23 protein-coding genes, 1 tRNA gene and 1 pseudogene are annotated in these 24048 nt (G+C 65.2%); 14 read left to right on the top strand and 11 right to left on the bottom strand.

Annotated elements, in window-relative coordinates:
• Window positions 1-157 precede the first annotated feature (157 nt).
• The 3 genes from ML401_RS34885 to ML401_RS34875 all read left to right on the top strand — a co-directional run bounded on the left by ML401_RS34885 (window position 158) and on the right by ML401_RS34875 (window position 4447).
• Window positions 158-649 (top strand): (2Fe-2S)-binding protein, encoded by a 492-nt coding sequence (locus ML401_RS34885; protein ID WP_285808841.1) that lies wholly within the window; start codon window positions 158-160, stop codon window positions 647-649.
• Entirely contained in the window at window positions 646-2940 is a 2295-nt protein-coding gene (locus tag ML401_RS34880) for a molybdopterin cofactor-binding domain-containing protein (protein ID WP_285808840.1), read from the top strand. Before ML401_RS34885 ends, ML401_RS34880 begins: the two co-directional genes overlap by 4 nt.
• A 412-nt stretch (window positions 2941-3352) precedes the next feature.
• Window positions 3353-4447 carry an HD-GYP domain-containing protein gene (locus ML401_RS34875; RefSeq protein ID WP_194405091.1) on the top strand — a complete coding sequence of 365 codons (1095 nt, stop codon included), beginning with the start codon at window positions 3353-3355 and terminating at the stop codon, window positions 4445-4447.
• A gap of 116 nt (window positions 4448-4563) precedes the next feature.
• On the opposite strand, the gene ML401_RS34870 is transcribed toward ML401_RS34875, so the two are convergent.
• Together ML401_RS34870 and ML401_RS34865 are read right to left on the bottom strand one after the other, a co-directional pair.
• Complete coding sequence (locus ML401_RS34870) at window positions 4564-6144, bottom strand: AMP-binding protein (protein ID WP_285808837.1); 1581 nt, start codon at window positions 6142-6144, stop codon at window positions 4564-4566.
• Between the two features lie 205 nt (window positions 6145-6349).
• The gene (locus ML401_RS34865; protein ID WP_285808836.1) at window positions 6350-6760 is read right to left on the bottom strand and encodes a VOC family protein; all 411 of its coding nucleotides are present in this window, start codon (window positions 6758-6760) and stop codon (window positions 6350-6352) included.
• Window positions 6761-6884: 124 nt separating this feature from the next.
• Here ML401_RS34865 and ML401_RS34860 point away from each other — a divergent pair, with 124 nt between their 5' ends.
• The 3 genes from ML401_RS34860 (at window position 6885) to ML401_RS34850 (ending at window position 8575) form a co-directional block, all read left to right on the top strand.
• The gene (locus tag ML401_RS34860) at window positions 6885-7859 is read left to right on the top strand and encodes a tripartite tricarboxylate transporter substrate binding protein (protein ID WP_212064927.1); all 975 of its coding nucleotides are present in this window, start codon (window positions 6885-6887) and stop codon (window positions 7857-7859) included.
• 76 nt (window positions 7860-7935) lie between these two features.
• Window positions 7936-8202, top strand: coding sequence for a DUF3551 domain-containing protein (locus ML401_RS34855; protein ID WP_211415361.1), 267 nt, complete (start codon window positions 7936-7938; stop codon window positions 8200-8202).
• Window positions 8203-8296: 94 nt separating this feature from the next.
• Window positions 8297-8575: a DUF3551 domain-containing protein gene (locus ML401_RS34850; RefSeq protein ID WP_212064929.1), complete on the top strand. Its 279-nt coding sequence runs from the start codon at window positions 8297-8299 to the stop codon at window positions 8573-8575.
• Between the two features lie 12 nt (window positions 8576-8587).
• Here the strand turns inward: ML401_RS34850 and ML401_RS34845 are convergent.
• Window positions 8588-9828: pseudogene (locus tag ML401_RS34845) on the bottom strand (S1C family serine protease).
• Between the two features lie 200 nt (window positions 9829-10028).
• Between ML401_RS34845 and ML401_RS34840 the strand changes: the two are divergent.
• The 6 genes from ML401_RS34840 (at window position 10029) to ML401_RS34815 (ending at window position 13821) form a co-directional block, all read left to right on the top strand.
• The gene (locus tag ML401_RS34840; RefSeq protein WP_285808831.1) at window positions 10029-10646 is read left to right on the top strand and encodes a hypothetical protein; all 618 of its coding nucleotides are present in this window, start codon (window positions 10029-10031) and stop codon (window positions 10644-10646) included.
• Window positions 10633-11007 carry a transcriptional regulator gene (locus tag ML401_RS34835; protein WP_194405083.1) on the top strand — a complete coding sequence of 125 codons (375 nt, stop codon included), beginning with the start codon at window positions 10633-10635 and terminating at the stop codon, window positions 11005-11007. The genes ML401_RS34840 and ML401_RS34835 overlap by 14 nt, the downstream gene beginning before the upstream one ends.
• A 30-nt stretch (window positions 11008-11037) precedes the next feature.
• Window positions 11038-11793 (top strand): di-trans,poly-cis-decaprenylcistransferase, encoded by a 756-nt coding sequence (locus ML401_RS34830; protein ID WP_285808829.1) that lies wholly within the window; start codon window positions 11038-11040, stop codon window positions 11791-11793.
• 122 nt (window positions 11794-11915) lie between these two features.
• Complete coding sequence (locus ML401_RS34825) at window positions 11916-12452, top strand: GNAT family N-acetyltransferase (protein ID WP_212064932.1); 537 nt, start codon at window positions 11916-11918, stop codon at window positions 12450-12452.
• A 122-nt stretch (window positions 12453-12574) separates the two neighbouring features.
• Window positions 12575-13261, top strand: coding sequence for a DNA-3-methyladenine glycosylase I (locus ML401_RS34820; RefSeq protein ID WP_211415367.1), 687 nt, complete (start codon window positions 12575-12577; stop codon window positions 13259-13261).
• A gap of 266 nt (window positions 13262-13527) precedes the next feature.
• Complete coding sequence (locus tag ML401_RS34815; protein WP_194405079.1) at window positions 13528-13821, top strand: hypothetical protein; 294 nt, start codon at window positions 13528-13530, stop codon at window positions 13819-13821.
• A 91-nt stretch (window positions 13822-13912) separates the two neighbouring features.
• Here ML401_RS34815 and dinB read toward each other — a convergent pair whose 3' ends face one another.
• Entirely contained in the window at window positions 13913-15013 is a 1101-nt protein-coding gene (gene dinB, locus ML401_RS34810; RefSeq protein WP_211415368.1) for a DNA polymerase IV, read from the bottom strand.
• A gap of 42 nt (window positions 15014-15055) precedes the next feature.
• On the opposite strand from dinB, the gene ML401_RS34805 reads away from it, so the two are divergent.
• Together ML401_RS34805 and ML401_RS34800 are read left to right on the top strand one after the other, a co-directional pair.
• Window positions 15056-15499, top strand: a complete 444-nt coding sequence (locus tag ML401_RS34805; protein WP_285808827.1) for a TspO/MBR family protein — start codon at window positions 15056-15058, stop codon at window positions 15497-15499.
• Window positions 15500-15593: 94 nt separating this feature from the next.
• The gene (locus tag ML401_RS34800; RefSeq protein ID WP_259218134.1) at window positions 15594-15803 is read left to right on the top strand and encodes a hypothetical protein; all 210 of its coding nucleotides are present in this window, start codon (window positions 15594-15596) and stop codon (window positions 15801-15803) included.
• Between the two features lie 26 nt (window positions 15804-15829).
• Here ML401_RS34800 and ML401_RS34795 read toward each other — a convergent pair.
• The 7 genes from ML401_RS34795 to ML401_RS34765 form a co-directional block, all read right to left on the bottom strand.
• Window positions 15830-15906, bottom strand: a tRNA-Arg gene (locus ML401_RS34795).
• 61 nt (window positions 15907-15967) lie between these two features.
• Entirely contained in the window at window positions 15968-17062 is a 1095-nt protein-coding gene (locus ML401_RS34790; RefSeq protein WP_285808825.1) for a diguanylate cyclase, read from the bottom strand.
• Complete coding sequence (locus ML401_RS34785; protein ID WP_285808824.1) at window positions 17062-20184, bottom strand: EAL domain-containing protein; 3123 nt, start codon at window positions 20182-20184, stop codon at window positions 17062-17064. Before ML401_RS34785 ends, ML401_RS34790 begins: the two co-directional genes overlap by 1 nt.
• Window positions 20185-20360: 176 nt before the next feature.
• Window positions 20361-21443, bottom strand: a complete 1083-nt coding sequence (locus tag ML401_RS34780) for a branched-chain amino acid ABC transporter permease (RefSeq protein ID WP_194405074.1) — start codon at window positions 21441-21443, stop codon at window positions 20361-20363.
• Entirely contained in the window at window positions 21440-22450 is a 1011-nt protein-coding gene (locus ML401_RS34775) for a branched-chain amino acid ABC transporter permease (RefSeq protein ID WP_212064938.1), read from the bottom strand. Before ML401_RS34775 ends, ML401_RS34780 begins: the two co-directional genes overlap by 4 nt.
• Complete coding sequence (locus ML401_RS34770; protein WP_211415372.1) at window positions 22447-23169, bottom strand: ABC transporter ATP-binding protein; 723 nt, start codon at window positions 23167-23169, stop codon at window positions 22447-22449. The genes ML401_RS34775 and ML401_RS34770 overlap by 4 nt, the downstream gene beginning before the upstream one ends.
• The gene (locus ML401_RS34765; protein ID WP_211415373.1) at window positions 23166-23954 is read right to left on the bottom strand and encodes an ABC transporter ATP-binding protein; all 789 of its coding nucleotides are present in this window, start codon (window positions 23952-23954) and stop codon (window positions 23166-23168) included. The genes ML401_RS34770 and ML401_RS34765 overlap by 4 nt, the downstream gene beginning before the upstream one ends.
• Between the last annotated feature and the right edge of the window lie 94 nt (window positions 23955-24048).

Raw genomic sequence — 24048 nt, 5'->3', positions numbered from 1 at the left:
GGTGCGGAGCCGGTTTTTTCTATTCGTTCCAAATTGCAATTGCCACGGCAACCGAACGCGATCATTCTCGCGGCCAAGGCTGGCGCCAGCCCGGTGGGCGTCCGCCATTCAAGTTGCCGCCGTAAGCGGCTTCATGCACCGGCAGGGGAAGACGCCTATGCCAACTCTCACCATCAACGGGCGGAGACTGTCCGTGGATGCGGCGAACGACACGCCGCTCCTCTGGGCGATCCGCGAGCAATTGCAGATGACCGGCACCAAGTTCGGCTGCGGCGCCGGGCTGTGCGGGGCCTGCACCGTGCACGTCAACGGCGAAGCCGTGCGCTCATGCCAGACCATGGTCGGTGACGTCGCCGGCAAGAAGATCACCACCATCGAAGGCCTCTCCGCCAAGGGCGATCATCCCTTGCAGAAGGCATGGATCGCCGAGCAGGTGCCGCAATGCGGCTACTGCCAGTCCGGGCAGATCATGCAGGCGGCCTCGCTGCTGTCGAAGAATCCCAATCCGACCAAGGAAGAAGTGGTCGCTCACATGGACGGCAATCTCTGCCGCTGCATGACCTATTCGCGGATCCAGAAGGCGATCATGCGCGCCGCCTCCGAGATGCGCACCGCGTCCGCCACCTCCAACGAGCGGAGGCCCACATGAACGAGCATGTGAAGAATGTGATGCCCGAGACGACCGATCTCAGCCGCCGCTCCTTCCTGGTCGGCACCGCCGCGACCGGCCTCGTGCTCGGTTATGCCGGCGTGCCCGGCATCGATGCTGCGGCCGCCGCGGCACCCGCCAGTTTCGAGCCGAGCGTCTGGTATGCGATCTCGCCGGATGGTCTCGTCACCGTGACCTGCGGCAAGGCCGACATGGGCCAGCACATCGCCTCGACGATGGCGCAGATCGTCTGCGAGGAGCTTGGTGCGAAGTGGAGCGACATGCGCGTGCAGCTCGCCTCCAACGATCCCAAGTTCAACGATCCGGTCTTGGGCGCACAGATCACCGGCGGCAGCTGGTCGACCATGATGAATTTCGAGGCGATGAGCCGGGCCGGCGCCGCCGGCAGGATCGCACTCACGGAGGCCGCTGCCGCGGCCATGGGCCTGCCGCCCTACTTCAAGGACCAGCTCGTGGTCCGCGACTCCGTGGTCTCGCATCCGAAGTCGAAGAAGCAGATGACCTTCGCCGAGATCGTCAAGAGCGGCAAGGCGACGAAGGCCTTCACGCCGGACGAGCTGAAGGCGATCAAGCTGAAGACGCCGGATCAATACACCATGATCGGCGTCTCGGTGCCGCAGCTCGACATCCCCTCCAAGACCAACGGCACGGCCAAATACGGCATCGACGTGATGCTGCCGGGCATGGCCTACGGCAAGGTGGTGACCCCGCCGGTGCGCTTCGGCGCCACGGTGAAATCGGTCGACGACAGTGAAGCCAAGAAGGTGCCCGGCTTCATGAAGGCCGTCATCCTCGACGACAAGACCGGAACCACATCCGGCTGGGTCGTCGCCGTGGCCAACACCTATGCCAACGCCCGCAAGGCTGCGGACGCGCTGAAGATCGCCTATGACGGCGGTCCGAACGCAAAACTGTCGAGCCAGTCGTTGCTCGATGAGGCCAAGCGGCTTCAGGGCCTGGAGGATTCCGGCCAGTTCTTCGTCAAGGACGGCGATCCCAATGCGGCCTTCGGCTCGGCGGCGAAAGTGGTCGAGGCCGAGTACACCACCAGCATCAACATCCATGCGCCGCTGGAGCCGATGAACGCCACCGCGGAGTTCAAGGGCGACATCCTGCACATCTATTCCGGCAACCAGTTCGCGACGCGCTCCGGCGCCATCGCCGCGGGTGCCGCCGGGATCGATCCGAAATTCGTCGTGATGCATCAGCATTGGCTGGGCGGCGGCTTTGGCCGCAGGCTCGACGCCGACATGATGATTCCGGCGGTGCAGGCGGCGAAAGCGGTCGGCAAGCCGGTCAAGGTGATCTACTCGCGCGAGAACGACATGACGATGGATTTCTCGCGTCCGCTCACCTACCAGAAAGTGAAAGCCGGCGTGGACGGCGACGGCAAGCTCGTCGCGCTCAGCCACGACGTGGTCTCGGCCTGGCCGACCGCGCGCTGGGGAATCCCTGATTTCCTGACGCCCTCGGTCGACAAGAAGGGCCCGCTCGACAGCTTCACGGTCAACGGCGCGGACTTCTTCTACACCGTGCCCAACCATTATGTGCGCGCGATCAAGAACGAGCTCGCGCACAATGCGACGCCATCCGGCCAGCTCCGCTCGGTGGCGCCGGGCTGGACCTTCTGGGCGGTCGAAAGCATGATCGACGAGATCGCGGCGGCCACGGGCAAGGATCCCGCGCAGTTCCGCATCTCGCTGCTCGACGGCGCCGGCAAGAACGACGGCGGCGCGCAGCGCTTGCGCAACACCCTGCTCGCCGCGATGGGACTGTCGGGCTACGGCACCAGGCCATTGCCGAAAGGCGAGGGCATGGGCGTTGCCTGCGTGTCGTCGCAGGAGCGCGCGACCGCGAGCTGGACGGCATGCGTCGCCCATGTCGCGGTGGCGCCGTCAGGTGCGGTGACCGTGAAGAAGCTCACGGTCGCAACTGACGTCGGCACGCAGGTGCATCCCGACAACATCCGTGCCCAGGTCGAGGGCGCGGCGCTGTGGGGCCTGTCGCTGGCGATGTACGAGAAGGCGACGCTGAAGGACGGTGGCATCGAGCAGACCAATTTCGATACCTATACGCCCTTGCGCATGAGCCAGATGCCCGAGGTCGCGGTCGCCGTGATCGCCAATGGCGAGAAGGCCACCGGCGTCGGCGAGCCCGCGGTAACGGTGGTCGCGCCCGCCATCGGCAACGCCATCTTCAACGCGAGCGGCGCCCGCGTACGCGCGCTGCCGATCACGGCGGAGGCCGTGAAGGCGAGCATGAAGGCGTAAGGCCGGCTGCGATTGTTGAACGAGATGGATCCGCCGGAGGGAAACCTCCGGCGGATTTGTTTTGCGAGGCTACATCCCCATTCTCGGTGTCATGCCCCGCGCAGGCGGGGCATCCTGAACGCCGCGGCGTCTCGGTTCCAGCCGCGCCGTCTCGGCGTACGGGGTCGCCCGGTCAAGCCGGGCGACGACAGTGGAGGTGGGGCGAAAGCGTCAAAAATTCCCCCGTGTTTTCAATGCCCGCTCTACTGTGCATGGGGTTGTTTTCGCACTTTTGGGGGGAGCCCCCCCGGGAACCCAATCTGTAAAATTGCGTGCAATTCTGGAATGTTCCCTTGAGCACGCCTCTTAAGGGCCGGAGAACCTGATCCGGCTTAGGCTGATGCGGAATCCAGTCCCATGCTTTGGGGAAGCCATGAACGCGCCAGCCAAATCCGCCGCCAAACGCCGGCTTCTGCTCGCCTCCGACCGGAGCGACGAAAGCTCCGAGCTCGCCAGCATCCTGAAGGCGGTCGGCGACGTTTCGACGGTGACGACGCAGGAGATCCCCGACAAGCCCGCGCGCGATCTCTCCGGCCTCGTGGTCGACATCAATCTGCGTTCGCCCGAGAGCGTGCAGCGGGTGCGCAACAAGCTGCGCGGCGATGCCTATCGTTCGATGCCGCGGCTGTTCGTGCTGGCCGACGCGCTGCATCACGGCACCATGCAGGCCTGGGCGCTGGGCGCCACCGACACCATTTCGCGGCCGCTCCAGGCCGACGCCATCCTGCAGCGCATCCGCGCCGCCTTCCCGGACACCGCCGTCTATGACGCGACCGATCGCGGCAAGACTCTCAACCGCGGCGTCGAGGCGGCGCATGCGTTGCTGGCGAAGATGTTCGAGAAGCTGCCGCTCGGCGTGCCCCTGACCTTCGACGACGTCATCGCCGCCGAAAGCAAGATCCTGAAGGCGATCAAGCATTCCTCGCTGCGCGAATGGCTCACCACGGTGGGTTGCCACCATGTCGGCAGCTATCGGCACTGCCTGTTCGTCACCGGCTTCGCCGTCGCCTTCGCGCAGCATCTCGGCATGCGCGAGGACGACCAGCGCCGCCTGACCCGCGCCGCGCTGCTGCACGACGTCGGCAAGGCCTTCGTTCCCTCCGCGCTGCTCGACAAGCCCGGCAAGCTCACCGACGAGGAGATGGCCGAAGTCCGCCAGCATCCGCGCCGCGGCTATGACGCGCTGGCCGCCCAGGGCGGCTTCCCGCCGGAGATGCTCGACGTGATCCTGCATCACCACGAATTTCTCGACGGCTCCGGCTATCCGAACGGCCTGTCGTCGAACCAGATCAGCGACATCGTGCGCCTCACGACGATCGTCGACATCTATGCCGCGCTGGTCGAGAAACGCGCCTACCGCATGCCGTTCACGCATTCCCGTGCGTTCGGCATGATGGAAGGCATGGGCGGCAAGCTGGATCAGCAACTCCTGCAGGCGTTCCGTCCGGTGGCGCTGGGGTCGTTCTGATGATCCAATCCGTCATTCCGGGGCGCGCGCGTAGCGCGAACCCGGAATCTCGAGATTCTCAGGTGCGCAAGTGCACACCGGAGTTCGGTGCTGCGCACCGCCCCGGAACGACGCTTCTACCCCACCATTTTCCGCAGCTCCGCCTTCGCCACCTTCTCCAGTGTCGAGCGCGGCATGTCGTCGACGAACCGGATCTCGCGCGGCAGCTTGAAGTCGGCGAGGCCCTTGCGGCAGGCTTCCATCACGCGCTCCTGCAGATCGGGCGCAGCGCCGGCGACGCCGCCCTGCGGGATGATGAAGACGACAGGCACCTCGTCCAGCATCGGATGTGACTTCGCCACCACGGCGTTCTCGCGCACGCCTGCGACCAGCGCGATCACCTGCTCGATCTCGGAGGCCGCGACGTTCTCGCCGCCGACCTTCAGCATGTCCTTGGCGCGGTCGCCGAACTTGATGAAGCCGTTCTGCAGCCGCTCGACGCGGTCGCCGGTGAGGAAGAAGCCGTGCTCGTCGAAGCTTTCGCGCGTCGCTTTCTCGTTGTGCAGATATTCGGCGAACAGCGACAGGCCGGGAATGCCCCTGATCGAAAGATTGCCGGTGCCGCCGATTCCGGTGGCCCGCCCGTCGTCGTCGGTGATGCGGATTTCATATTCCGGCGCGGCGCGGCCGATCGACATCGGGATGTTGGGCTGGTCGACTTCGCCGACGATGCCGTGGGTGATGGTCTCGGTCATGCCCCACCAGCCGATCATCTTGATGCCGAAAGCGGCAAAGGCCGGCGGCTCGTTGATGGCGGTGCCCCACAGGCGGAATTTGTGGTCTTTCGGGATTTCCTGCTCGAGCAGCGCCTTCATGCAGAACGGTATCGTCGAGGTCCACGTCGCGCCGTGCTCGCGCGCGACGCCCCAGAACCGGCTCGCCGAGAAACGCGGCTGGATCACGCAGGTCGCCCCGACCCACAGCGTCGCCAGCATGGAATAGGCGAGCGCGTTGGTGTGGAATAGCGGCAGGTAAGCCTGATGCACGTCGCTCGCATGCAGGTCCTCATGCGCGGCGTTGATCTTGGCGCCCCACAGCGCGTTGGCATGTGTCCACAGCACCGCCTTGGGCCGCGAGGTCGTGCCCGAGGTGTATTGCACGCTGCATGGTGCGAGCGGATCGGCCGCGCGTTTCGGACGGTCGGCGCTGTCGGCGAACAGGGATTCAAAACTGTCGCCGCGCGAGACCGCCTGCGCAGATGCCGCGCCCGCATCGTGCGAGGTCACCGCGAGCCAGCGGAGGTTGCCGCAGTTCTGCGCGACGATGTCCGCATAGGCGGGCTGCGTGATCGCGGCGACCGCGCCGCAATGATCGGCAAAATAAGCGATCTCGGCCGGCGCCGAGCGGGTGTTGGTGGTGACCGCGATGGCGCCGAGCTCGACACAGGCAAACCAGGCCAGCATCGCCTCGATGCAATTGTCCAGGTGAATGAGCACATATTCGCTCGGCTTCACGCCGCGCCGTGCCAGTCCCGCCGCGAGCGCGCCGACCCGCTCGTGAAACTCGCCATAGCTCCAGCGCCGCGCCGGCGCATCGAACGGCGCCCAGATCAGGAACGGATGATCACGCCGGACCTCGGCGCGCATCTTGAGCAGCCAGGGCACGTCGAGCCCGTCGAACGGGCCGACGATTCCGGCTGTGGCTTTTTGAAGTGGCATGGCTCCTCCCCGTGCAGCCTGCATCTTGATGGCGGCTGTCTTTCGATGATTGCGTCTTCCTGCCATCGGATGAGGCGGGGCGCAAATCGGAAGGGGGAGGGGCATGGTGCATCGTGCGTCGTGAGGCGCGTCCTGTCTCCTCTGTCATGGCCGGGACAAGCCCGGGCATGACGACGGAGTTTGCGGCCGGCAGCGCGCTTCTGCGCTAATCCCCGTACGACGAAATCTCGATCAGGCTGCCATCCGGGTCCCGGCAATAGACCGAGCGCAGTGTGCCGCGTGCGCCCTGCTTGGGAACCGGGCCTTCCTCGATCGCGACGCCGTGGGCCTGCAAATGCGCCACCACCTCGTCGGGGGTGGCGGAGGTGAGGAAGCAGAGGTCCTCGCTGCCGGCCGTCTGGTGGTCGGCGGTGAACCATTCCACCTTGTCGGCATCGCGCGGCCGGACGTTGATCTTCTGGTTACCAAAGTGAAGCGAAGTCCGCGGCGCTTTGCCGCCGCCGGGATCGAACACCTTGACTTCCATGCCGAGAATCCTGCGGTACCACTCCGTGGTGGCCGCGACATCGGCGACGTTGATCACGAGATGATCGAGAGCTTCGACCTTGACCGGCATGCCTTATCCTTTCGTCGTGATGCGCCCCGTGCACTTTCCGCCTGCGGCAAGCTTTGTTACAACCCCACCGACGCCGGGTTCAAGCTATCTGGCTTCAAGAACAACACTTGGGAGAACCCTTGAGATGATCACTCGCCGTACCGCGCTGGGCCTGCTCGCCGCCAGTCCGCTTGCAGCCACCCCGCTGTCGAAGGCCTTTGCCGCCGATTATCCGGCCCGGCCCGTGAAATGGGTGGTCGGCTATCCGCCGGGCGGCGCCACCGACATCTTGGCGCGGCTGATCGGCCAGCGGCTCTCGGAAAAGCTCGGCCAGCAATTCGTGATCGAGAACAAGCCGGGTGCCGGCAACAACATCGCCACCGAATCGGTCATCAATGCCGAGCCCGACGGCTACACGCTGCAGCTGGTCAATCCGGCCAACTACATCAACACCTCGCTCTACAAGAATCTGAAGTTCAACTTCGTGACCGACATGGCGCCGGTCGCCTCGTTCCAGCGCGTGCCGAACGTGATGACCGTCAACAAGGACGTGCCGGCGAAGAACGTCGCCGAGTTCATCGAATATGTGAAGGCCAATCCCGGCAAGGTGAACATGGCCTCGTCCGGCAACGGCACCTCGGTGCATCTGTCCGGCGAGATGTTCATGGCCATGACCGGCTGCAAGATGCAGCACGTGCCCTATCGCGGCGCGGCGCCCGCGATCACCGACATGCTCGGCGGCCAGGTGCAGGTGATCTTCGACAACATGCCCTCGATCATCCAGCACATCCGCTCCGGCTCGCTGCGCGCGATCGGCGTCACCACCACGGAGCGCTCGGCGCAATTGCCCGACGTGCAGGCGATCGCCGAGACCGTGAAGGGCTATGAGGCCAGCGCACTGTTCGGCATGGGTGCGCCGAAGAACACGCCGAAGGAGATCATCGCCAAGCTCAACGCCGAGGTCAACGCGCTGATCAAGGAGCCCGACATGGCCAAGCGTCTGGTCGAGCTCGGCGGCGAGCCGCGGGCGCAGACGCCCGAGGCGTTCGGCGAGGAGATCAAGGCCGAGACCGAAAAGTGGAAGAAGGTCGTCGAGTTCGCCGGCCTGAAGGTCGAGTAGGCGATAGCAACCTTGCGGCCTTGCCGACGTTCTCAGGAGGCCTATTCTTCCGTGGCATCCGGCAAGGAGCACGCAAATGCGCAAGGCAATATTCGCAATGATCGCGCTGGCTGGATTGGGCGTCGGCAGCCTTGCCGGCATCAGTCCAGCCGCGGCTTATGATTATCCCTGGTGTGCCCAGGGCAGGGGCACCGGTTACCCCGGCGAATGCTCCTATCGGACTTTGCAGCAATGTCAGGCCAGCGTCTCCGGGCGCCTCTTGACCTGCGGAGTCAATCCGCGCACGGCGTACAACCAGCAGCGGCCATCGCGGCGGTATCTGCGTGAGTATGCGCCTTATTAGGACGCGACCCGGCGACGCGATCTGGAATAAAGTGGCTTGAGGCGACCTCGTTAAAGGGGGCGCGCCTTATCTTCATTGCACGGGAGACCGGATCGTGACCAGAAATCAATGTCTGTTCGCCGCGCTGGGGGCCATCGCTCTCGGCTTCGCCACCGTCCCGCCCGCAACCGCCCGCGACTATCCCTGGTGCGCCCAGGGCGGGGACTATGATTATCCCGGCGAATGCGCCTACGCGACCTACGAGCAGTGCCAGGCCAGCGTGTCCGGCCGGCTGCTCTACTGCGATCGCAATCCGCGCTTCGCCTACGGCCAGGTGCAACCCGTGCAACCGCCGCCGCCGCCGCGGCGCGCGCGGCCCGTCGCGCCGTATTGAGAGCAGAGCGGTTCACCGCTTCGCGTCGGCCTGCTCCGTCGCGGTACACGAGATCAGCATCGTGTAGGCGCGGGCGTTGCCGGCGATGTCGGTGGTCTTCAGTTCGCCCTTCGGCTCTGCTGGTAGGGCACGACGGAATTGTCGAGGAAATCGCGCAGCGCCCCGGTCTTGATGGCGAAGTTGATGTTCTCGGGAATATCGCCGGTCATGGCGGCGATACGCAATCCCGGGATCTTTCCGGTGACTACGCCCACGATCTGGCCCGAGGTATCGAACAGCGGGCCGCCGCTGTTGCCGGGCTGCACGGGCGCGCTGATTTGCAGGAAGCGCGTGTCATTGCGCATGCCGCTGAGCGAGCTCACGATGCCGGTCGTCACTCTCAGATCCGAGCTGAGCAATCCGTGGTAGGGAAAGCCGATCGCGACGACGGAATCGCCTGCGTGGAACGAGCGGTCGCGGATGCGGGCGAAATCCTTGAAGGTCGACGACGACGGCGCCTGAAGCAAGGCGAGATCATTGTTGGCGTCGGTCGAACCGACGCGCAGCACCATCGCGGCCTCGCCGGTGAGGTTGCCCTTGATGTCGCCGACGCAGCCATTGACCACGTGATTGTTGGTGACGATGTGGCCGCTCGCGCTCACGACGAAACCGGTGCCGCTCTTGGCCCCGCCGAGCTTGCCGGACGCCGGCGGCGCCGGCTTGTCCGGTGCGGCCTGCGGCTTGGCGGTAACCTTTGTAAAGTCGCCGGCCTTGTCCAGCCCGTCGGCCTTCACTCGCGTGACGCAATTGGTGACCGCGGTGATCAAAGGCGCTGTTGACGTCAGGCTGAATTGAAAAGGTGTGCCTCTCGCCACTGCCACCATCAGGCTCGCCTTCTGGAAAGCACGCGCGACATTCGTGGGCAAAACCGCCGAGACCATCACCTCGGAGAATGCGGTCGCGAAGAGTTTCACCTCGGCCTGACCATCGAATGTCACGTCGATCGTCAGGTTCTCGCCCTTCTTGAAACGAAACGCTGGATTGGCAAAGCCGAGCAGCCACGCATTGTTCGAATCCTGGCCGACAAGCAGCGTCATGCCGTTGGCGTAGGGTGTGCTTGCGGCGCAGTGGGAGAACGCGCCGGTTGAATCATTGGTGTAGGCGCCGCCGTTCCAGTTGCCGACGTGGATGGTGCCGAAAGGCCCCGCCGCATGAGCGGGACCGGCGATCATCGCCTGGGAAACAAACGCAACGATTAACGATCTAAGCCACATACCCAGCCCCCTGGACGCTTTTGGCCGCATCTTATCCGTGGAAGCGGGGCTCGCGCAACCGGCAGTTGTCCGCAGGGCGCAAATCCCCTCACGGCGATTCCGGGCTTGCGCTTACTTTGCACCGCTATATACTTTGCAATACAAAGTAACGGGACGACAATCCCGGCAAGTCCGTGCGGAGCGAGGTTCTGGCATTGCCAATGCGCGATCTCGACAAGGCTCTGGCCGATATCGTGGCGATCCGCAGCCAGATCGCGGCGGGCACGGCGTTCCGCGGCTATGGTCCGGCGACGATGGCGGCGACTGCCGTCGTTGCGCTGCTTACAGCGGTCCTGCAATTCTGGCTGCTCGGCGATCCCACCAATGAGCCGCTCGGCTTCTTCGTCGGCTGGTTCGTCGCCGCCGCGCTGTCCCTCCTGATGATCGGGATCGAGATGCGCGCGCGGTCGCGCCGCCATCATTCGGGCCTGGCCGATGCGATGATCCACCAGGCGGTCGAGCAGTTCCTGCCCGCAGGCGTGGCCGGCGTGCTGCTCGCGGTGGTGATGTGGAAGTTCGCGGCCGAGACGCTGTGGCTGCTCCCGGGCCTGTGGCAGGTCCTGGTGTCGCTCGGCATTTTCGCGTCCATCCGCTTGCTGCCGCGCACCGTTGCGCTCGCCGGCGCCTGGTATTTCGTGTCCGGCTTCCTGGTGGTGGTGATCGCGAGCCAGACCCACACGCTGTCGCCATGGACCATGGGACTGCCCTTCGTGATCGGGCAGTCGCTGATGGCGGCCGTTCTGCATGTCGCATCCGGAGACCATGATGTCGAAGACTGACAGCGCACCCTTCTCCTACGAAGGGCTCGACCGCGTGATCCACGAGAAGGCGAGGCTCGGGCTTCTGACCTCGCTGATGGCGCATCCGAAAGGGCTGGCATTCGCCGATCTCAAGCAGCTGTGCGGCCTCACCGACGGCAATCTCAGCCGGCATCTCGCCGTGCTCCAGGAGGCCGGCCTGGTCGACGTGACCAAGGGTTACGAGGGCAACCGTCCGCACACCACCTGCCGCCTCACCAAGACCGGGCGCCGACGTTTCCTCGACTATCTCGCCGTGCTGGAACGCTTGGTGCGCGACGCCGCCAAGGCCGCCGGCCGCGAGGCGCCGCCGCTCGGCCGCCTCGGCATCATCTCGACCTGATCCTCCCCTTTTTTGACCGGAGACTTTGCAATGCAAAGTGACAAGACCTCTCGTAATGCGAGCTCCCGTAACGAGAAGCTTCACGTCGGCATCATCATGGACGGCAACGGGCGGTGGGCGACGCGCCGCGGCCTGTCGCGCGTCCGCGGCCACGAGGCCGGCGTCGAAGCCATCCGTCGCATCGTCGAGGCCGCACCCAAGCAGGGCATTGGCACGCTGACGCTCTACGCCTTCTCCACCGACAATTGGCGCAGGCCAAAGGCCGAGGTTGCCGCATTGATGACCTTGCTGCGCTTCTATCTCGCCAATGAGGTGCAGAGCCTGATCGAGAACGGTGTGCGCCTCACCGTGATCGGTCGTCGTGATCGCTTGCCTGAAGGCGTCGCGGCCGCAATCACGCGCGCCGAGGAAGCCACTGCTCGCGGCGCCACGTTGCACCTGCGCATCGCGGTCGACTATTCCGCGCGCGACGCCATCCTCAATGCCGCAGCGAAGGCGGCCGCGTTGACCAGTCTCACCCGCGAAGCCTTCTCGCAGCTCGTCACCGGCGAAGCCGGCCTGCGCGACGTCGATCTCATCATCCGCACCTCGGGCGAGAAGCGGCTGTCGGACTTCCTGCTCTGGGAAGGCGCCTATGCCGAGCTGCATTTCACCGAGCGGATGTGGCCCGAGTTCGACGCGGGCGATCTCGCCGCCGCCCTGGCGTCCTTCCATGGCCGCGAGCGCCGCTTCGGCGGCCTTCAGGCGATCATGCCCGAGGAGGTGCCGTCACTCTCCCGTGTGTGACGCGCGGCACATGAAAACGAGCTGTTCGTTTTCAACCGCATGATTGGCAGCAACGTCCAAGCGGACGGCGTGCGGCTTCGGCTAGGTCTGCAACTCCCAGCAACCTGCCGAGAGCATCACGCATGTCACAGCTGTTTCCGGGAGCCGTCGTCGAACCGGTCGAACTGGCCGAAGCGAAGGGCATGGTCTGCATCAGGACCGCCAGCGCGTCCGACGTCGAGAGCCTGTCGGTCTATTTCACCGACCTCTCCACGACGTCCCGCAACAAGCGCTTCAGCGGCGCGCGAGCGGACCCCGGCGTGGTCGCGGCCGAAAGCGTCGCCAAGAGCGGCGGTCTCGACAATTTCACCTTGCTTGCCGAGCTCAGGGAGGATGGGCGGGGCAGGATCATCGGCGAAGCCCGATATGCCTATGACGCGGCGGCACGGCATGGCGAATTTGCCATCTCGGTCGCCGATGCCTTTCAGCGCAAAGGTCTTGGCCTTCAGATGATGACGGCGATGGAGACGCGCGCGATCGATCTCGGCCATGAGATGATCGCCGCCGAGACGGCGCGCACCAATGCGGAGATGCGTGGTCTCGCGAAGAAGGCGGGCTTCAACGATACCGGGCTCGGAGACTGGCAGTCGGTTCACATCGCAAAGCGCCTGTCGCGATAGCCGAGCCTGATTTGCCTGCCGGCGCAGACCGAGCGGCTCAGCTCCAGCCCCGCCCATCCGCGGGACTGGACGGCATCGCCGAATTCTGATGTCGTGGCGTGCCCTCAATTGCCTGTGTCCGCATGCCCGCCTTCAAGACCATTCGCGCCCGCGCCGAGAAACGCAAGGGCGGCCCCAAGGCCCTGGAAAAGCTGATGCCGGCGAGGCCCGACCTGAAGCGTCTGGCCAAGCTCGGCGACGACCGTATCCTGGCCGAGATGACGAAGCGTGTGTTCTGTGCCGGCTTCGCCTGGAGCGTGATCGATTCGAAATGGGATGGCTTTGAAGAGGCTTTCCTGCATTTCCAGCCGGCCAAGCTCAGCTTCCAGCCGGAAGACTATTGGGAAGGCCTTTTGCGCGATGCGCGCATCGTGCGCAACGGGGCCAAGATCATGTCGGTGCGCGACAACGCCGCTTTCGTGCAGGAGATCGCGAAGGAGCACGGCAGCTTCGGCAAGTTTCTGGCGAAATGGCCTTCGTCCAACGAGATCGGCCTGCTCGATCTCCTGACCAAGCGCGGCAGCCGCCTCGGCGGCAACACCGGCCAGATGCTGCTGCGCTTCGTCGGCTGGGACGGCTTTGTCACGTCGAGAGATGTCGCCATCTGCCTGCGCGATGCCGGTCTCGACATTGCCGAAGAGGTCAAGTCGAAGGGCGATCTCGCCAAGGTGCAGGCGCAGTTCAATGCCTGGGCCGAGGAAACCGGCTTGCCTTACACCCATCTGTCGCGCATTTGCGCGCTCTCGGTCGGCGAGAACCGCAGCGAATAGCAGATCGCAACACCGGCTCGAACACGAGCGGATCGCGACATCCGGCTCGTCGAAGCCGCCGATGAGCGCAGCGCGCGGTCAGATCATGTGCATCTTGTGGCGATCTCGTGCCGCGAGCGCGGCGGATGCAACGCGCGATCACAAAATACATTTCGCCGGAACATTTACCGGCAGCGCCTGTTCGGGTTTGAGCCAGGCGAGAAAAGTGCAGGGAACACGCGCTCCCGCCCGGGCCAATGAAACCGGACACAGAAACGGAGCAGCTCATGAAGCTCACATCCGAACAGGTGAAGCAGACCGTCAACCAACTCGGCGCTCAGGTGCTGCCCGACGAACATCCCGCCATGCCGCAGCTCAACAGCATGTTCGGCGAACACACCTTCTTCGTCGACGAGACGGGCCTCAAGGTCCTCGAGCCGACGCCGTCGCTCGGTGCCGACCGCCAGAGCGGTGAAGTTGTCAGCCTCGCCGATTGGGGCGATTCCGAACTGACGCGCCTGATGGCGCACGAGCCCGAGCCGACCGGCGTGATCGTGGTATTCGAGCACATGCGGCATTGAGCGACCCAGCGTCCTTCAATCGGTGACGGGTCTGAAAAGGCCCGCCACCGTCGCTCGCGCTTGGCGAGCGCCATGCCGCTGTCGGGGAGCCTCAAATGCCCAATGTCAGCTGCGGCTCCGCATCGTCTCCGGCCTGCAGGGCCGACAGCGATACGCCCAGCAGCCTGACGCGCTTTCGCAGCGGCATCTCGGCCTCGAGCAGGCCGCAGGCCAACCGCTCGAGATCGTCCCGGTCCCTCACCGCGGTGACGGCGGATCTGCTGCGCGTGATGATCTCGAAGTCGGCGAACTTGATCTTCAGGGTCACCGTGCGGCCGCGATTTCCGGTTGCCTCGCAATGGCGCCAGACCTTGTCGACGAGCGGTTTCAGCTCGGCGGCCAGCGCGTCATATTCGGCAAGGTCGATCGAGAAGGTATTCTCCGCTCCGATGGATTTCCGAATCCGGTTGGCCCGCACCGGCCGTTCGTCGACGCCGCGCGAGATCCAGTAATAATAGGCGCCCGACTTGCCGAAATTCGCGTTCATAAATTCCAGCGTCTGGTTGCGGATGTCGAGACCGGTGAACAGGCCGAGCGCGTTCATCTTCGCGGCCGTCGCCGGCCCGATGCCGTGGAATTTGCCGACGGGCAGGTTCTCGACGAAAGCCGGTCCCATCTCCGGCGCGATCACGTACTGGCCGTTGGGCTTGCGATGATCGGAGGCGAGCTTTGCCAGGAACTTGTTGTAGGAGATGCCGGCCGACGCGTTGAGGCCGGTCTCGGCCTTGATCTTCTCGCGGATCCGCAGCGCGATGTCGCGCGCCAACGGGATGCCTTGCAGATTTTCCGTCACGTCGAGATAGGCCTCGTCGAGTGACAGCGGTTCGATAACAGGCGTGTGCTCGGCGAAGATGTCGCGGATCTGCCTGGAGACCGCCTTGTAGACCTCGAAGCGCGGCCGGACGAAGATCAGATCGGGACATTGCCGCTTCGCCGTCACCGACGGCATGGCGGAGCGCACGCCGAACTTGCGGGCCTCATAGCTCGCGGCCGCGACGACGCCGCGCTCCGCCGAGCCTCCGACCGCCACGGGCTTTCCGCGCAGCTCCGGATTGTCGCGTTGCTCCACCGACGCATAGAATGCATCCATGTCGATATGGATGATCTTGCGCACCGGCGCGATCTCGCCGGTCATCGTGTCGGATTCGCTCATGGAAAGATGATACAATCGCGCGATGGGAAGCGCGAGGTGAGGATGTTGCAGCTGTTGGTCTTCGTGGTGGGCGTGGTCGGCCTTGGCTGGCTGATCGGCGCAACCAATCTCCCGGGAGAATGGTATGCCGGCCTCGTCAAGCCGGGCTTCGTTCCGCCGAACTGGGCGTTCCCGGTGGCCTGGACCATCCTTTACGTCATGATCGCAATCGCGGGCTGGCGGACCTTCCGCCGCGAACCCTCGGGAAAGGCGATGCTGGTCTGGGCCGTGCAGCTCGGGCTCAACTTCGCCTGGTCTCCAGTCATGTTCACGATGCACCAGATCGGCGCCGCGCTCGTCATCCTCATCGGCCTGTTCGTCGCGATCGTGACCTATATCGGCCTTGAGATATCACGCGACCGACTGGCCGCCGCATTGTTCGTACCCTACGCAGCCTGGGTCGCGTTCGCCGGCGTGCTCAATGCGGCGATCTGGCGGATGAACTGAGGCGTTCAGCTCGCCGTTCATCAAAGAGGAATCGCAGGCTTGTGAGTGGCAGGGCCGGGCATGCGATCTAATATGAGCTGGCGGAGGACAGCCAATGCAATACAGCTCCGAGCTCGTTCAAACCATGCGTCAGGCCCTCGAGACCGTGATGGCGAGCGTACCCGCCGAGCAATCGGTCTTTGGCCTGAAAGCAGCCGTCGCCGAATGCATCCTGAAGGCTGCCGCGCACGGTCATACGTCGTATGACGGACTGGTGTCGTCCGCCAGCGACCAGATTCAGTCGATCATTTCGATGCTGACGTGAGCGCGGCGCGAAAACGGCGGCAGGACTGGCGCACCCGACACGATTCGAACGTGTGACCTTTGCCTTCGGAGGGCAACGCTCTATCCAGCTGAGCTACGGGTGCAGTCGAGGTTCATTTAGCCGATTGGCGAGGGGGGAGCAACCGCTTCTCGTCGCAATGGGTCTCACGCCGATTTGCGCCGGAAGGGGCCCGGAACCGCTGCGCCCTGCCGTCCCAGGCTGGCGAACTCGGCCAGCACCCGTTCGGCGCAGATGACGCGATTGCGGCCGAGCCGCTTGGCGACGTAGAGCGCCTCGTCGGCCGCGCCCAGCAGCCGGTCAGGGCTGCCGTCGACTGCGCCGGGAATGTGACTGGCGACGCCGACGCTGAGGGTGACGTGGTCGCCCGCGCCCGCAGCGCCATGGGCGATCCGCAAGGCCATGACGGCGCCGCGGATCTCCTCGGCGATGACGCAGGCGCTGTCGCAATCCATGTCCGGCAGGATCAGCGCGAACTCCTCGCCGCCGTAGCGGCTGGCGAGATCGAGCGGGCGCACGGCGTGGCGGCTGACGACGGAAGCGACCACGCGCAGGCATTCATCGCCGTTCTGGTGGCCGTGATGGTCGTTGAACAGCTTGAAATGATCGACGTCGACGAACAGCAGCGCCAGCGGCTTCTGCGTGCGTTGGGCGCGGGCCCATTCGCTCACCAGCATCTGGTCGAACGAGCGGCGGTTCGACAGCCCGGTCAGCCCGTCCTTGGTGGCGAGCTCCTTCAGCGCCATCTCGGCGCGCTTCTGGTCGGTGAGGTCGCGCAGCGTCTCCACCACGGCGATCAGGTGTCCGGCCTCGTCGTGGATCGGGCCGGCGTCGATGGCGAGATAAAGCTGGTTGCCGAGCCTGGGCATCGTGCACCAGTTCTCCGCGGAAAAGCCGAGCCCGTTATGGCCGCGCGCGGCGTATTCCGAATAAAACTCCGGAAGCCGCTCCGGCCGGTCGAGCGCGACGAGATCGGCCAGGCAGGGCCGCCGGGTCTCGTAGAAGGCCTGCCAGTGCTTGCTGGTGCCGATCACCTCCGAGGCGGCGACGCCCGTCAATCGTTCGCACGCCCTGTTCCAGATCACGACGCGGCGCCTCGGGTCGATCACGAAAGTCGGCACCACCAGATGCTGCATCAGCCGCACGGCATAGGAATCCGCGACGTCGACAGTCTTGTTCGAGACGGTCTTGTCCGCAGTCCTTCTTGGCGTCTTGCCTGGCGACTTCGCGGGTCTTGCCATCAGGCCACCGCCGCCACCGGCAAGACTGCGGGCAGGCCGTCACTCGGGCCGAACAGTTTACGCACTTCGGCGGCCGGCTTCGGCGCGCTGAACAGATAGCCCTGCATCTGCGTGCAGCCGAGGGCGCGCAGCAGCTCGCGCTGCGCCTCGGTCTCGACCCCTTCGGCGACCGTGGTCATGCTGCTGGCGGCGGCGATGTTCACCACCGCCTGCACGATCACGGGTGCACCGCTCGTCTCGGCGATGTCGGCGACGAAGCAGCGGTCGATCTTGATCTTGTCGAACGGGAAGCGCTTGAGATAGCTGAGCGAGGAATAGCCGGTGCCGAAATCGTCGAGCGCGATGCGCACGCCGATCGAGCGGAGCTGGTGCAGGATCGAGAGCGCAGCCTCGTCGTCGCGGATCAGCACGGCCTCGGTGATCTCGAGCTCGAGGCGCCGCGGGTCGAGGCCGGAGGCGGCGAGCGCGCCCGCGATCCGCAGCGCCAGCGTGTCGCATTTGAGCTGCACCGGCGACACGTTGACCGCGACGCGTATATTTGCGGGCCAGGTCGCGGCCTCGTTGCAGGCCATGCGCAGCACCCAGTCGCCGAGCTCGTTGATCAGGCCGGTGTCCTCGGCGACGGGAATGAACTCCGCCGGCGAGACCATGCCGCGCTCGGGATGCCGCCAGCGCAGCAGCGCCTCGCAGCCCGCGACCTCGTTGGTGCGCAGGTCGACCAGCGGCTGGTAGTGGATCTCGAAGCCGCCGTTCACCAGGGCCTGGCGCAAATCCTGCTCCATGCTGAGGCGCGCCTTGGCGCTCGCATCCATCGCCAACTCGAAGAAGCGGTGGGTGCGGCGGCCTTCACCCTTGGCGCCGTACATCGCGAGGTCGGCATTCTTGACGAGCTGGTCGAGATCGGTGCCGTCCTGCGGCGCAAGCGCGATGCCGATGCTCGCGTCCGTGGAGAGCTGATGGCCGAGACAATGATAGGGCTGGCGGATGGTCTCATAGATGCGCGTCACGAAGGACAGCACGTCGGCAGGGGACTGGATGGCGGTCTGGATCACGGCGAATTCGTCGCCGCCGAGCCGTGCGATCAGATCGCCCTGCTTGAGGCAGCCGCGCAGACGGCCGGCAATCGCCTTCAAAAGCTCGTCGCCGACATGGTGGCCGAGCGAATCGTTGATGCCCTTGAATTCGTCGACGTCGATATAGAGCAGCGCGAACTGTCCGCCGCCGGCAACGTTCGCCAGCTCGCGTTCGATCTGCTCGCGGAACAGGGTGCGGTTCGGCAAATCGGTCAGCGCGTCGTAATGCGCCATATGCGCGATCTTCTCGTGGGCGCGCCGCCGCTCGGTGACGTCCTCGACGACGTTGATGATGTAGCGCGGCTCGCCGGACTTGTCGCGGATGCCGATCCGGGTCGAGGTGATATAGCGCGCCCCGGCGGCCGGCGTATTCCAGACGTGCTCGTCCAGAAACAGCCCGTTCGGCGATTGCAGCACCCTGTCGTCGTCCCGGTTGATGATTTCGGCCGCGTCCGTCGGATAGATGTCGAACGCGCTCCTGCCGACGATCGTCTCCTTGGCTTCGCCGAGCTGTTCCTCGGCGACCTGGTTGGCCAGGAGGTAGCGCCGCGTCCGGGCGTCCTTCACGGTGATCCGGGACGGAATATGGTCGATGATCTCGCGCAGGAAGGTGTGGTTGCGATCGCGCTCCTGCTCCAGATGGCGGCGCTCGGTGATGTCCTCGATCGTGGCGACCCAGCCGCCCTGCGCGAGCGGGGTGTTGATGACCTGGAAGGCGCGGCCGTTGGCCAGCTGATGCACGCGTGTGGAGACCGTGCCTTCGGCGACGACCCTCATGACGTCGGCGCAGAATTCCTCGACGTCGCCGTCGAACGCGCCGCACTCCTTGCGATGATACATCGCCTGGCGGATGTGGCAGCCGGGCTTGATGACGTCGTGAGAGAGGCCGAACATGTCGGCGTAGCGGCGGTTGCAGGTGACGATGGTGCCGCCCGCGTCATACAGGATCAGCCCCTGGGTCATGTTGTTCAAGGCGGTGTCGAGCCGCAGCCGCTCCGCTTCCAGGCGTTCCTGCGCTTCGCGATTCTGCCGGTTGATCAGCCGGATGATCAGATAGAGGATCAGCGCGATCACGGCCGCCGAAAGCGCGGCGGTCGTGACCATGAAACTGGTTTGCTGCCGCCAGTCCGCCAGGGCCGCGGCCGTCGTGTTGGTGGCGAGGATGACCAGCGGGAAGTGCGTTAGCGATGCCGCCGAGCCGAGCCGCTCCTCGCCGTCGACGGGGCTCTTGCCACGGAGCGTCTGCTGGCCGCCTTGGGCCAGCACCTTCTGCATCAGCGGCGCGTCCTTGAAGTTCCGTCCGATCAGCTCCTCGCGATGCGGATAGCGTGCGAGCAACTTGCCTTCGCGATCGAACAGCGAGATGGCGGTGCCTTCGGCAAGCGCGACCGATGCGAAATAATGCTGGTAGCTGTCCGGATCGATCCGGCGGACCATCGCACCGAGGAAGGCGCCATCGGGGCCGTTCAACCGGCGAGCGACGATCGTGGTCCATTTGTTGATGATGAAGCTGCGGACGGACTCCAGCAGCACCGGCTCGGACCGCGGATTCGTCTTGAACGTCTGAAAATAGGCCCGGGATGAAACGTTGATCTTGGGCAGGGGCTGGGCCCGCGACCAGTTGATCAGCTCGCCGTCGGCATCGTAGATCGCGATATCGCCGAGGTAGGACACGGAGCTGATCTTGCTGCGCAGCATCTGGTTCGCCGCGGGTCCGGACATGCGCTCGCGGAACATCGCCGGCGAGGTCATCTCCACCAGGTTCATCTGCCCGATCAGATCGGCGGCGACGACGTCGGAATCCTCGAATTGCTGATCAAAGTGCCGCGCGATCAGCTGCACCGTGTTTTCCAGCTCGCGCTCGCGATTGGTCAGGGTGCGCTCGCGAAACTCGCCGACGGCCATGGCGGTCACGGCGAAGATGCCAGCGACGAGCAACACGCCGCACAGGGTCAACCACAGGACGGGACCACGCCGCGCCAAGACCTCCCAGCCGTTCCTTGCGGCTAGAGACATTGCGGCTGCCACCGTGGAAAAGACCTGGCGCATTCCCCCCCTCCCTGGAGGAACACGAATACACCGCACAAATGGCCTAAACCTTAGGAAAGCCAGTTACCTAAGCATTAATCGAGTTGCGCAATCGCGTCCGTATGCAGCGGAGCGGGAATCGCGTGACGGTTGTGCCCTGTGCGCGGCAATCGCCGCGCTGCATCATTAACGGCGGCTTAATGTGCGCCGCCGCTCTTGTCGCCGGCGGGATTGCGCAGCCGTCCGACCACGCCGGTCGGAAAGAAGTAGACGCTGGCGATGAACAGCAGCCCCAGCCAGAGCAGCCAGCGGTCAGGATGCAGCAGCCCAGGCAGCAGCGGCAAGCCGGCTTCGGATGCTGCCGTGGAGGCGGCGCCCATCAGCGACTGCAGATAGTTCTGGGCGAGGATGAAGATGGTGGCACCGATGATCGCGCCGTAGATCGTGCCCATGCCGCCGATCACCACCATCAGCAGGATGTCCAGCATGATCGAGAAGCTCAGCGAGGTGTCGGGGCCGGCATAGCGCAGCCACAGCGCGTTCAGGATGCCGGCGCTGGCGGCGACCAGCGCGGCGAGGCAGTTGGCGTAGGTCAGGTGGAACACGGTGCGGAAGCCTAGCGCCTCGGCGCGGAAACGGTTCTCGCGGATGGCCTGCAACACGCGCCCGAACGGCGAGTTCACGACGCGGAGCAAAGCAAGGATCATCAGCGCCGAAACGGCGAACACCAGGTAGAAGGTCAGGATGCGGCCATTGATCTCGAAGCCGAACAGGTTTTTCGAGATCAGCACCGTGCCGGGGCGCAGCAGCTCAGGCAGCTGGAAGCTGCGCCCGTCCTCGCCGCCGGTCAGCCAGGACAGTTGCGAGGCCAGCACCTGGAAGGCGGAGGCGACCGCGAGGGTGATCATGGCAAAGAAGATCGCGGCGACCCGCAGCGAGAACAGGCCGATCGCAAGCGCGAGCAGGGCCGCGAGCGGCAGGCCGACGACGATTCCGGTTGCGACCGCGGCCCAGTTCGGGCCCATCCCATACAGCGCGATGGCGATCGCGTAGCTGCCGATGCCGTAGAACATCGTGTGGGCGAACGACACCGAGCCGGTATAGCCGAGCAGGAGGTCATAGGAGGCGACTAGCGCGGCGAAGACGCAGATCTTGGCCGCGACGTTCAGCGCCTTGGCGCCCGGAAACAGGAACGGCGTCGCCGCCAGCGCCAGGATGATGACCACGAGGACGAGCGTGAGGACGCGGCTGCGCGGTGGATCGCCGGAAAGAATCATCATCGGCTGGTCACCGCATAAAGGCCGCGCGGCCGCCACATCAAAATGGCGACCATCAGCAGGATATTGGAAACGAGGGCGAGTTTCGGCACCAGGAAGCCGCCGTAATTGGCGACCATGGCCACGAGGATCGCGCCGATGAAGCAGCCGCCGATCGATCCCAGGCCGCCGATGATGACGACGATGAATATCAAGACGGTGAGGTCGTCGCTCATGGAGGCGTGGACCTGCTCGCGATAGAGCGCCCACATCACGCCGCCGAGGCCAGCGAGCGCCGATCCGGTCATGAAGACGCCGAGGAACAGCCGGCGAATGCGATAGCCGAGCGCCTCGACCATTTCGCGGTTCTCGACGCCGGCCCGGATCAGAAGGCCGAGCTTGCTGCGATTGAGCACGAGCTGGATCGCGATGAAGACGGCGAGGCCGATCAGCATCGCCAGCACGCGGTATTTGGCGATCGCGACGTCGCCGAGGATGAAGGAGCCGCGCAGCGAGGCCGGCAGCGGCATCGGAATGATCTGCGGTCCCCACAGCGCGTACATCGTCTGCTCGGCGACGATCAGGCCGCCCGTCGTCATCAGGATCTGCTTCAGATGCTGGCCGTAGACGGGGAGGATCAGCACGCGCTCGACCACGAGGCCGAGGGCGCCCGACACCGCCATCGAGAGCAGCGCGGCCGGTGCCAGCACCGCGAGGTTCATCCACAGCGAATCGGCCTGCATCGAGGCCGCGAACGGCGCCAGCACCAGGGTCGCGACATAGGCGCCGACGGCGATGAAGGCACCGTGGCCGAAATTGAGCACGTCCATCAGGCCGAACACCAGCGTCAGCCCGGAGGCCATGATGAAGATCATCATGCCCATCGCAAGGCTTGCCGCCGTCAGCGTCAGCCAGGAGGAGGTCGAGCCGATCAGCGGGATCATGAGAAGCGCGAGCGCGACGGGCAGCAGGATCGGCGCGATGTCGCGCTTCGGCTTCGGCAGGGGATCGGTTGCGGCGAGTTCAGTCACTGATGTGTCTCCAGGCTCAGGCCGAGCAGCCGCTCCTGCAGCGGCACGTCGGCCGCAAGCGCCGCCATCTCGCCGCGGTGGACGATGGTGCCGTTGTCCATGACCAGCACATTGTCGCCGAGCTCGCGGGCGGCGAAGAAATTCTGTTCGACCAGCAGGATCGTGGCGCCCTTGCGCTTGATTTCCTTCAGGCACTCGATCAGCGCCATCACGATCGCAGGCGCCAGGCCCTTGGTCGGCTCGTCGATCAAGAGGAGCTTGCGCGGCTCGATGATGGCGCGGGCGATGGACAACATCTGCTTTTGTCCGCCCGAGAGACTTCCCGCGCGCGACAGCCAGAACCGGCGCAGCGCCGGGAAGAAGCCGAAGATCCAGTCGAGCTGGGCATCGTCCAGCGGGCCGTCGCGCGCCGCCAGCACGAGGTTCTCCTTCACGGTGAGATCCGAGAACACCGCCATGCTCTCCGGCACGTAGCCGACGCCGAGCCGTGCGATGTCGGGCGTGGCGTGGCTTTCGATGCGCATCCCGCCGAGGCTGATCTCGCCGCTTGAAGCCTGCCACAGCCCCATGATGGTGCGCAGCGTCGTGGTCTTGCCGGCGCCGTTACGGCCGAGCAGCATCGTGACCTGTCCTTGCGGAACAGTGAGGTCGATGCCCTGGAGAATGTGGTAGCGGCCGATATGGGTGTGCACGCCGGAAAGCTCGAGCAAATCGGTCATGCGAGGCTCGCTGCGGTGGTCTCTGCAGTATTCTTGGGCGCGACGCCGAGATAGGCCTCCTGCACGATCGGCGAGGCGATCACTTCGGCAGGCGGGCCGTCGGCGACGAGCTGGCCGTTATGCAGCACGATGATGCGGTCGGCGAGCGAGCGCACCACGTCCATCTTGTGCTCGACCAGGAGGATGATCTTGCTCTTGTCCTGCTTGAGCTGCGCGATCAGGTTGAGCACGACAGGCACCTCGTCGATGCTCATGCCGGCGGTCGGCTCGTCGAACATGAAAACCTTCGGCTCCAGCGCGATCATCAGCGCGACCTCGAGCTTGCGCTGGTCGCCATGCGACAGCGCGGTTGCGGCGACACCGCGGCGGCCGCCGAGCGCGACCTGGTCGAGGATGGCGTCGGCGCGTGCGATCAGGTCGCGGCGCACCATCCAGGGCCGCAGCATGTCGTAATGGGTGCCGTTCGCCGCCTGCACCGCGAGGCGCACGTTCTCTTCCACGCTGAGGTTCGGAAAGAGATTGGTGAGCTGGAAGGCGCGCCCGAGGCCGGCGCGGGTGCGCAGCGGCGCGGACTGCTGGGTGATGTCGGTGCCGTCGAACAGGATGCTGCCGTGCGACGCGCGCAGCTGGCCCGAGATCAGGTTGAAATAAGTGGTCTTGCCGGCGCCGTTCGGCCCGACGATCGCGGTGAGCTCGCCCGGACGGAACGTGCAGGAGACGTTGTTGACCGCAACGTGTCCGCCGAAGCGGATGGTGAGGTCGCGGGTTTCGAGGGTGAGGGGCATGTGATGTCGGGCGAATGATGTGGACGAAGACTTTAACCGCGGGGCGCGCTGCGCTCCCTCCCCCGCTTGCGGGGGAGGGCAGGGGAGAGGGTGC

The organism is Bradyrhizobium sp. 62B, from assembly GCF_030272265.2.
Lineage (GTDB): Bacteria > Pseudomonadota > Alphaproteobacteria > Rhizobiales > Xanthobacteraceae > Bradyrhizobium.
Note: the sequence above shows the minus strand (reverse complement) of the source record. Positions and strands in the feature narration are given on the sequence as shown.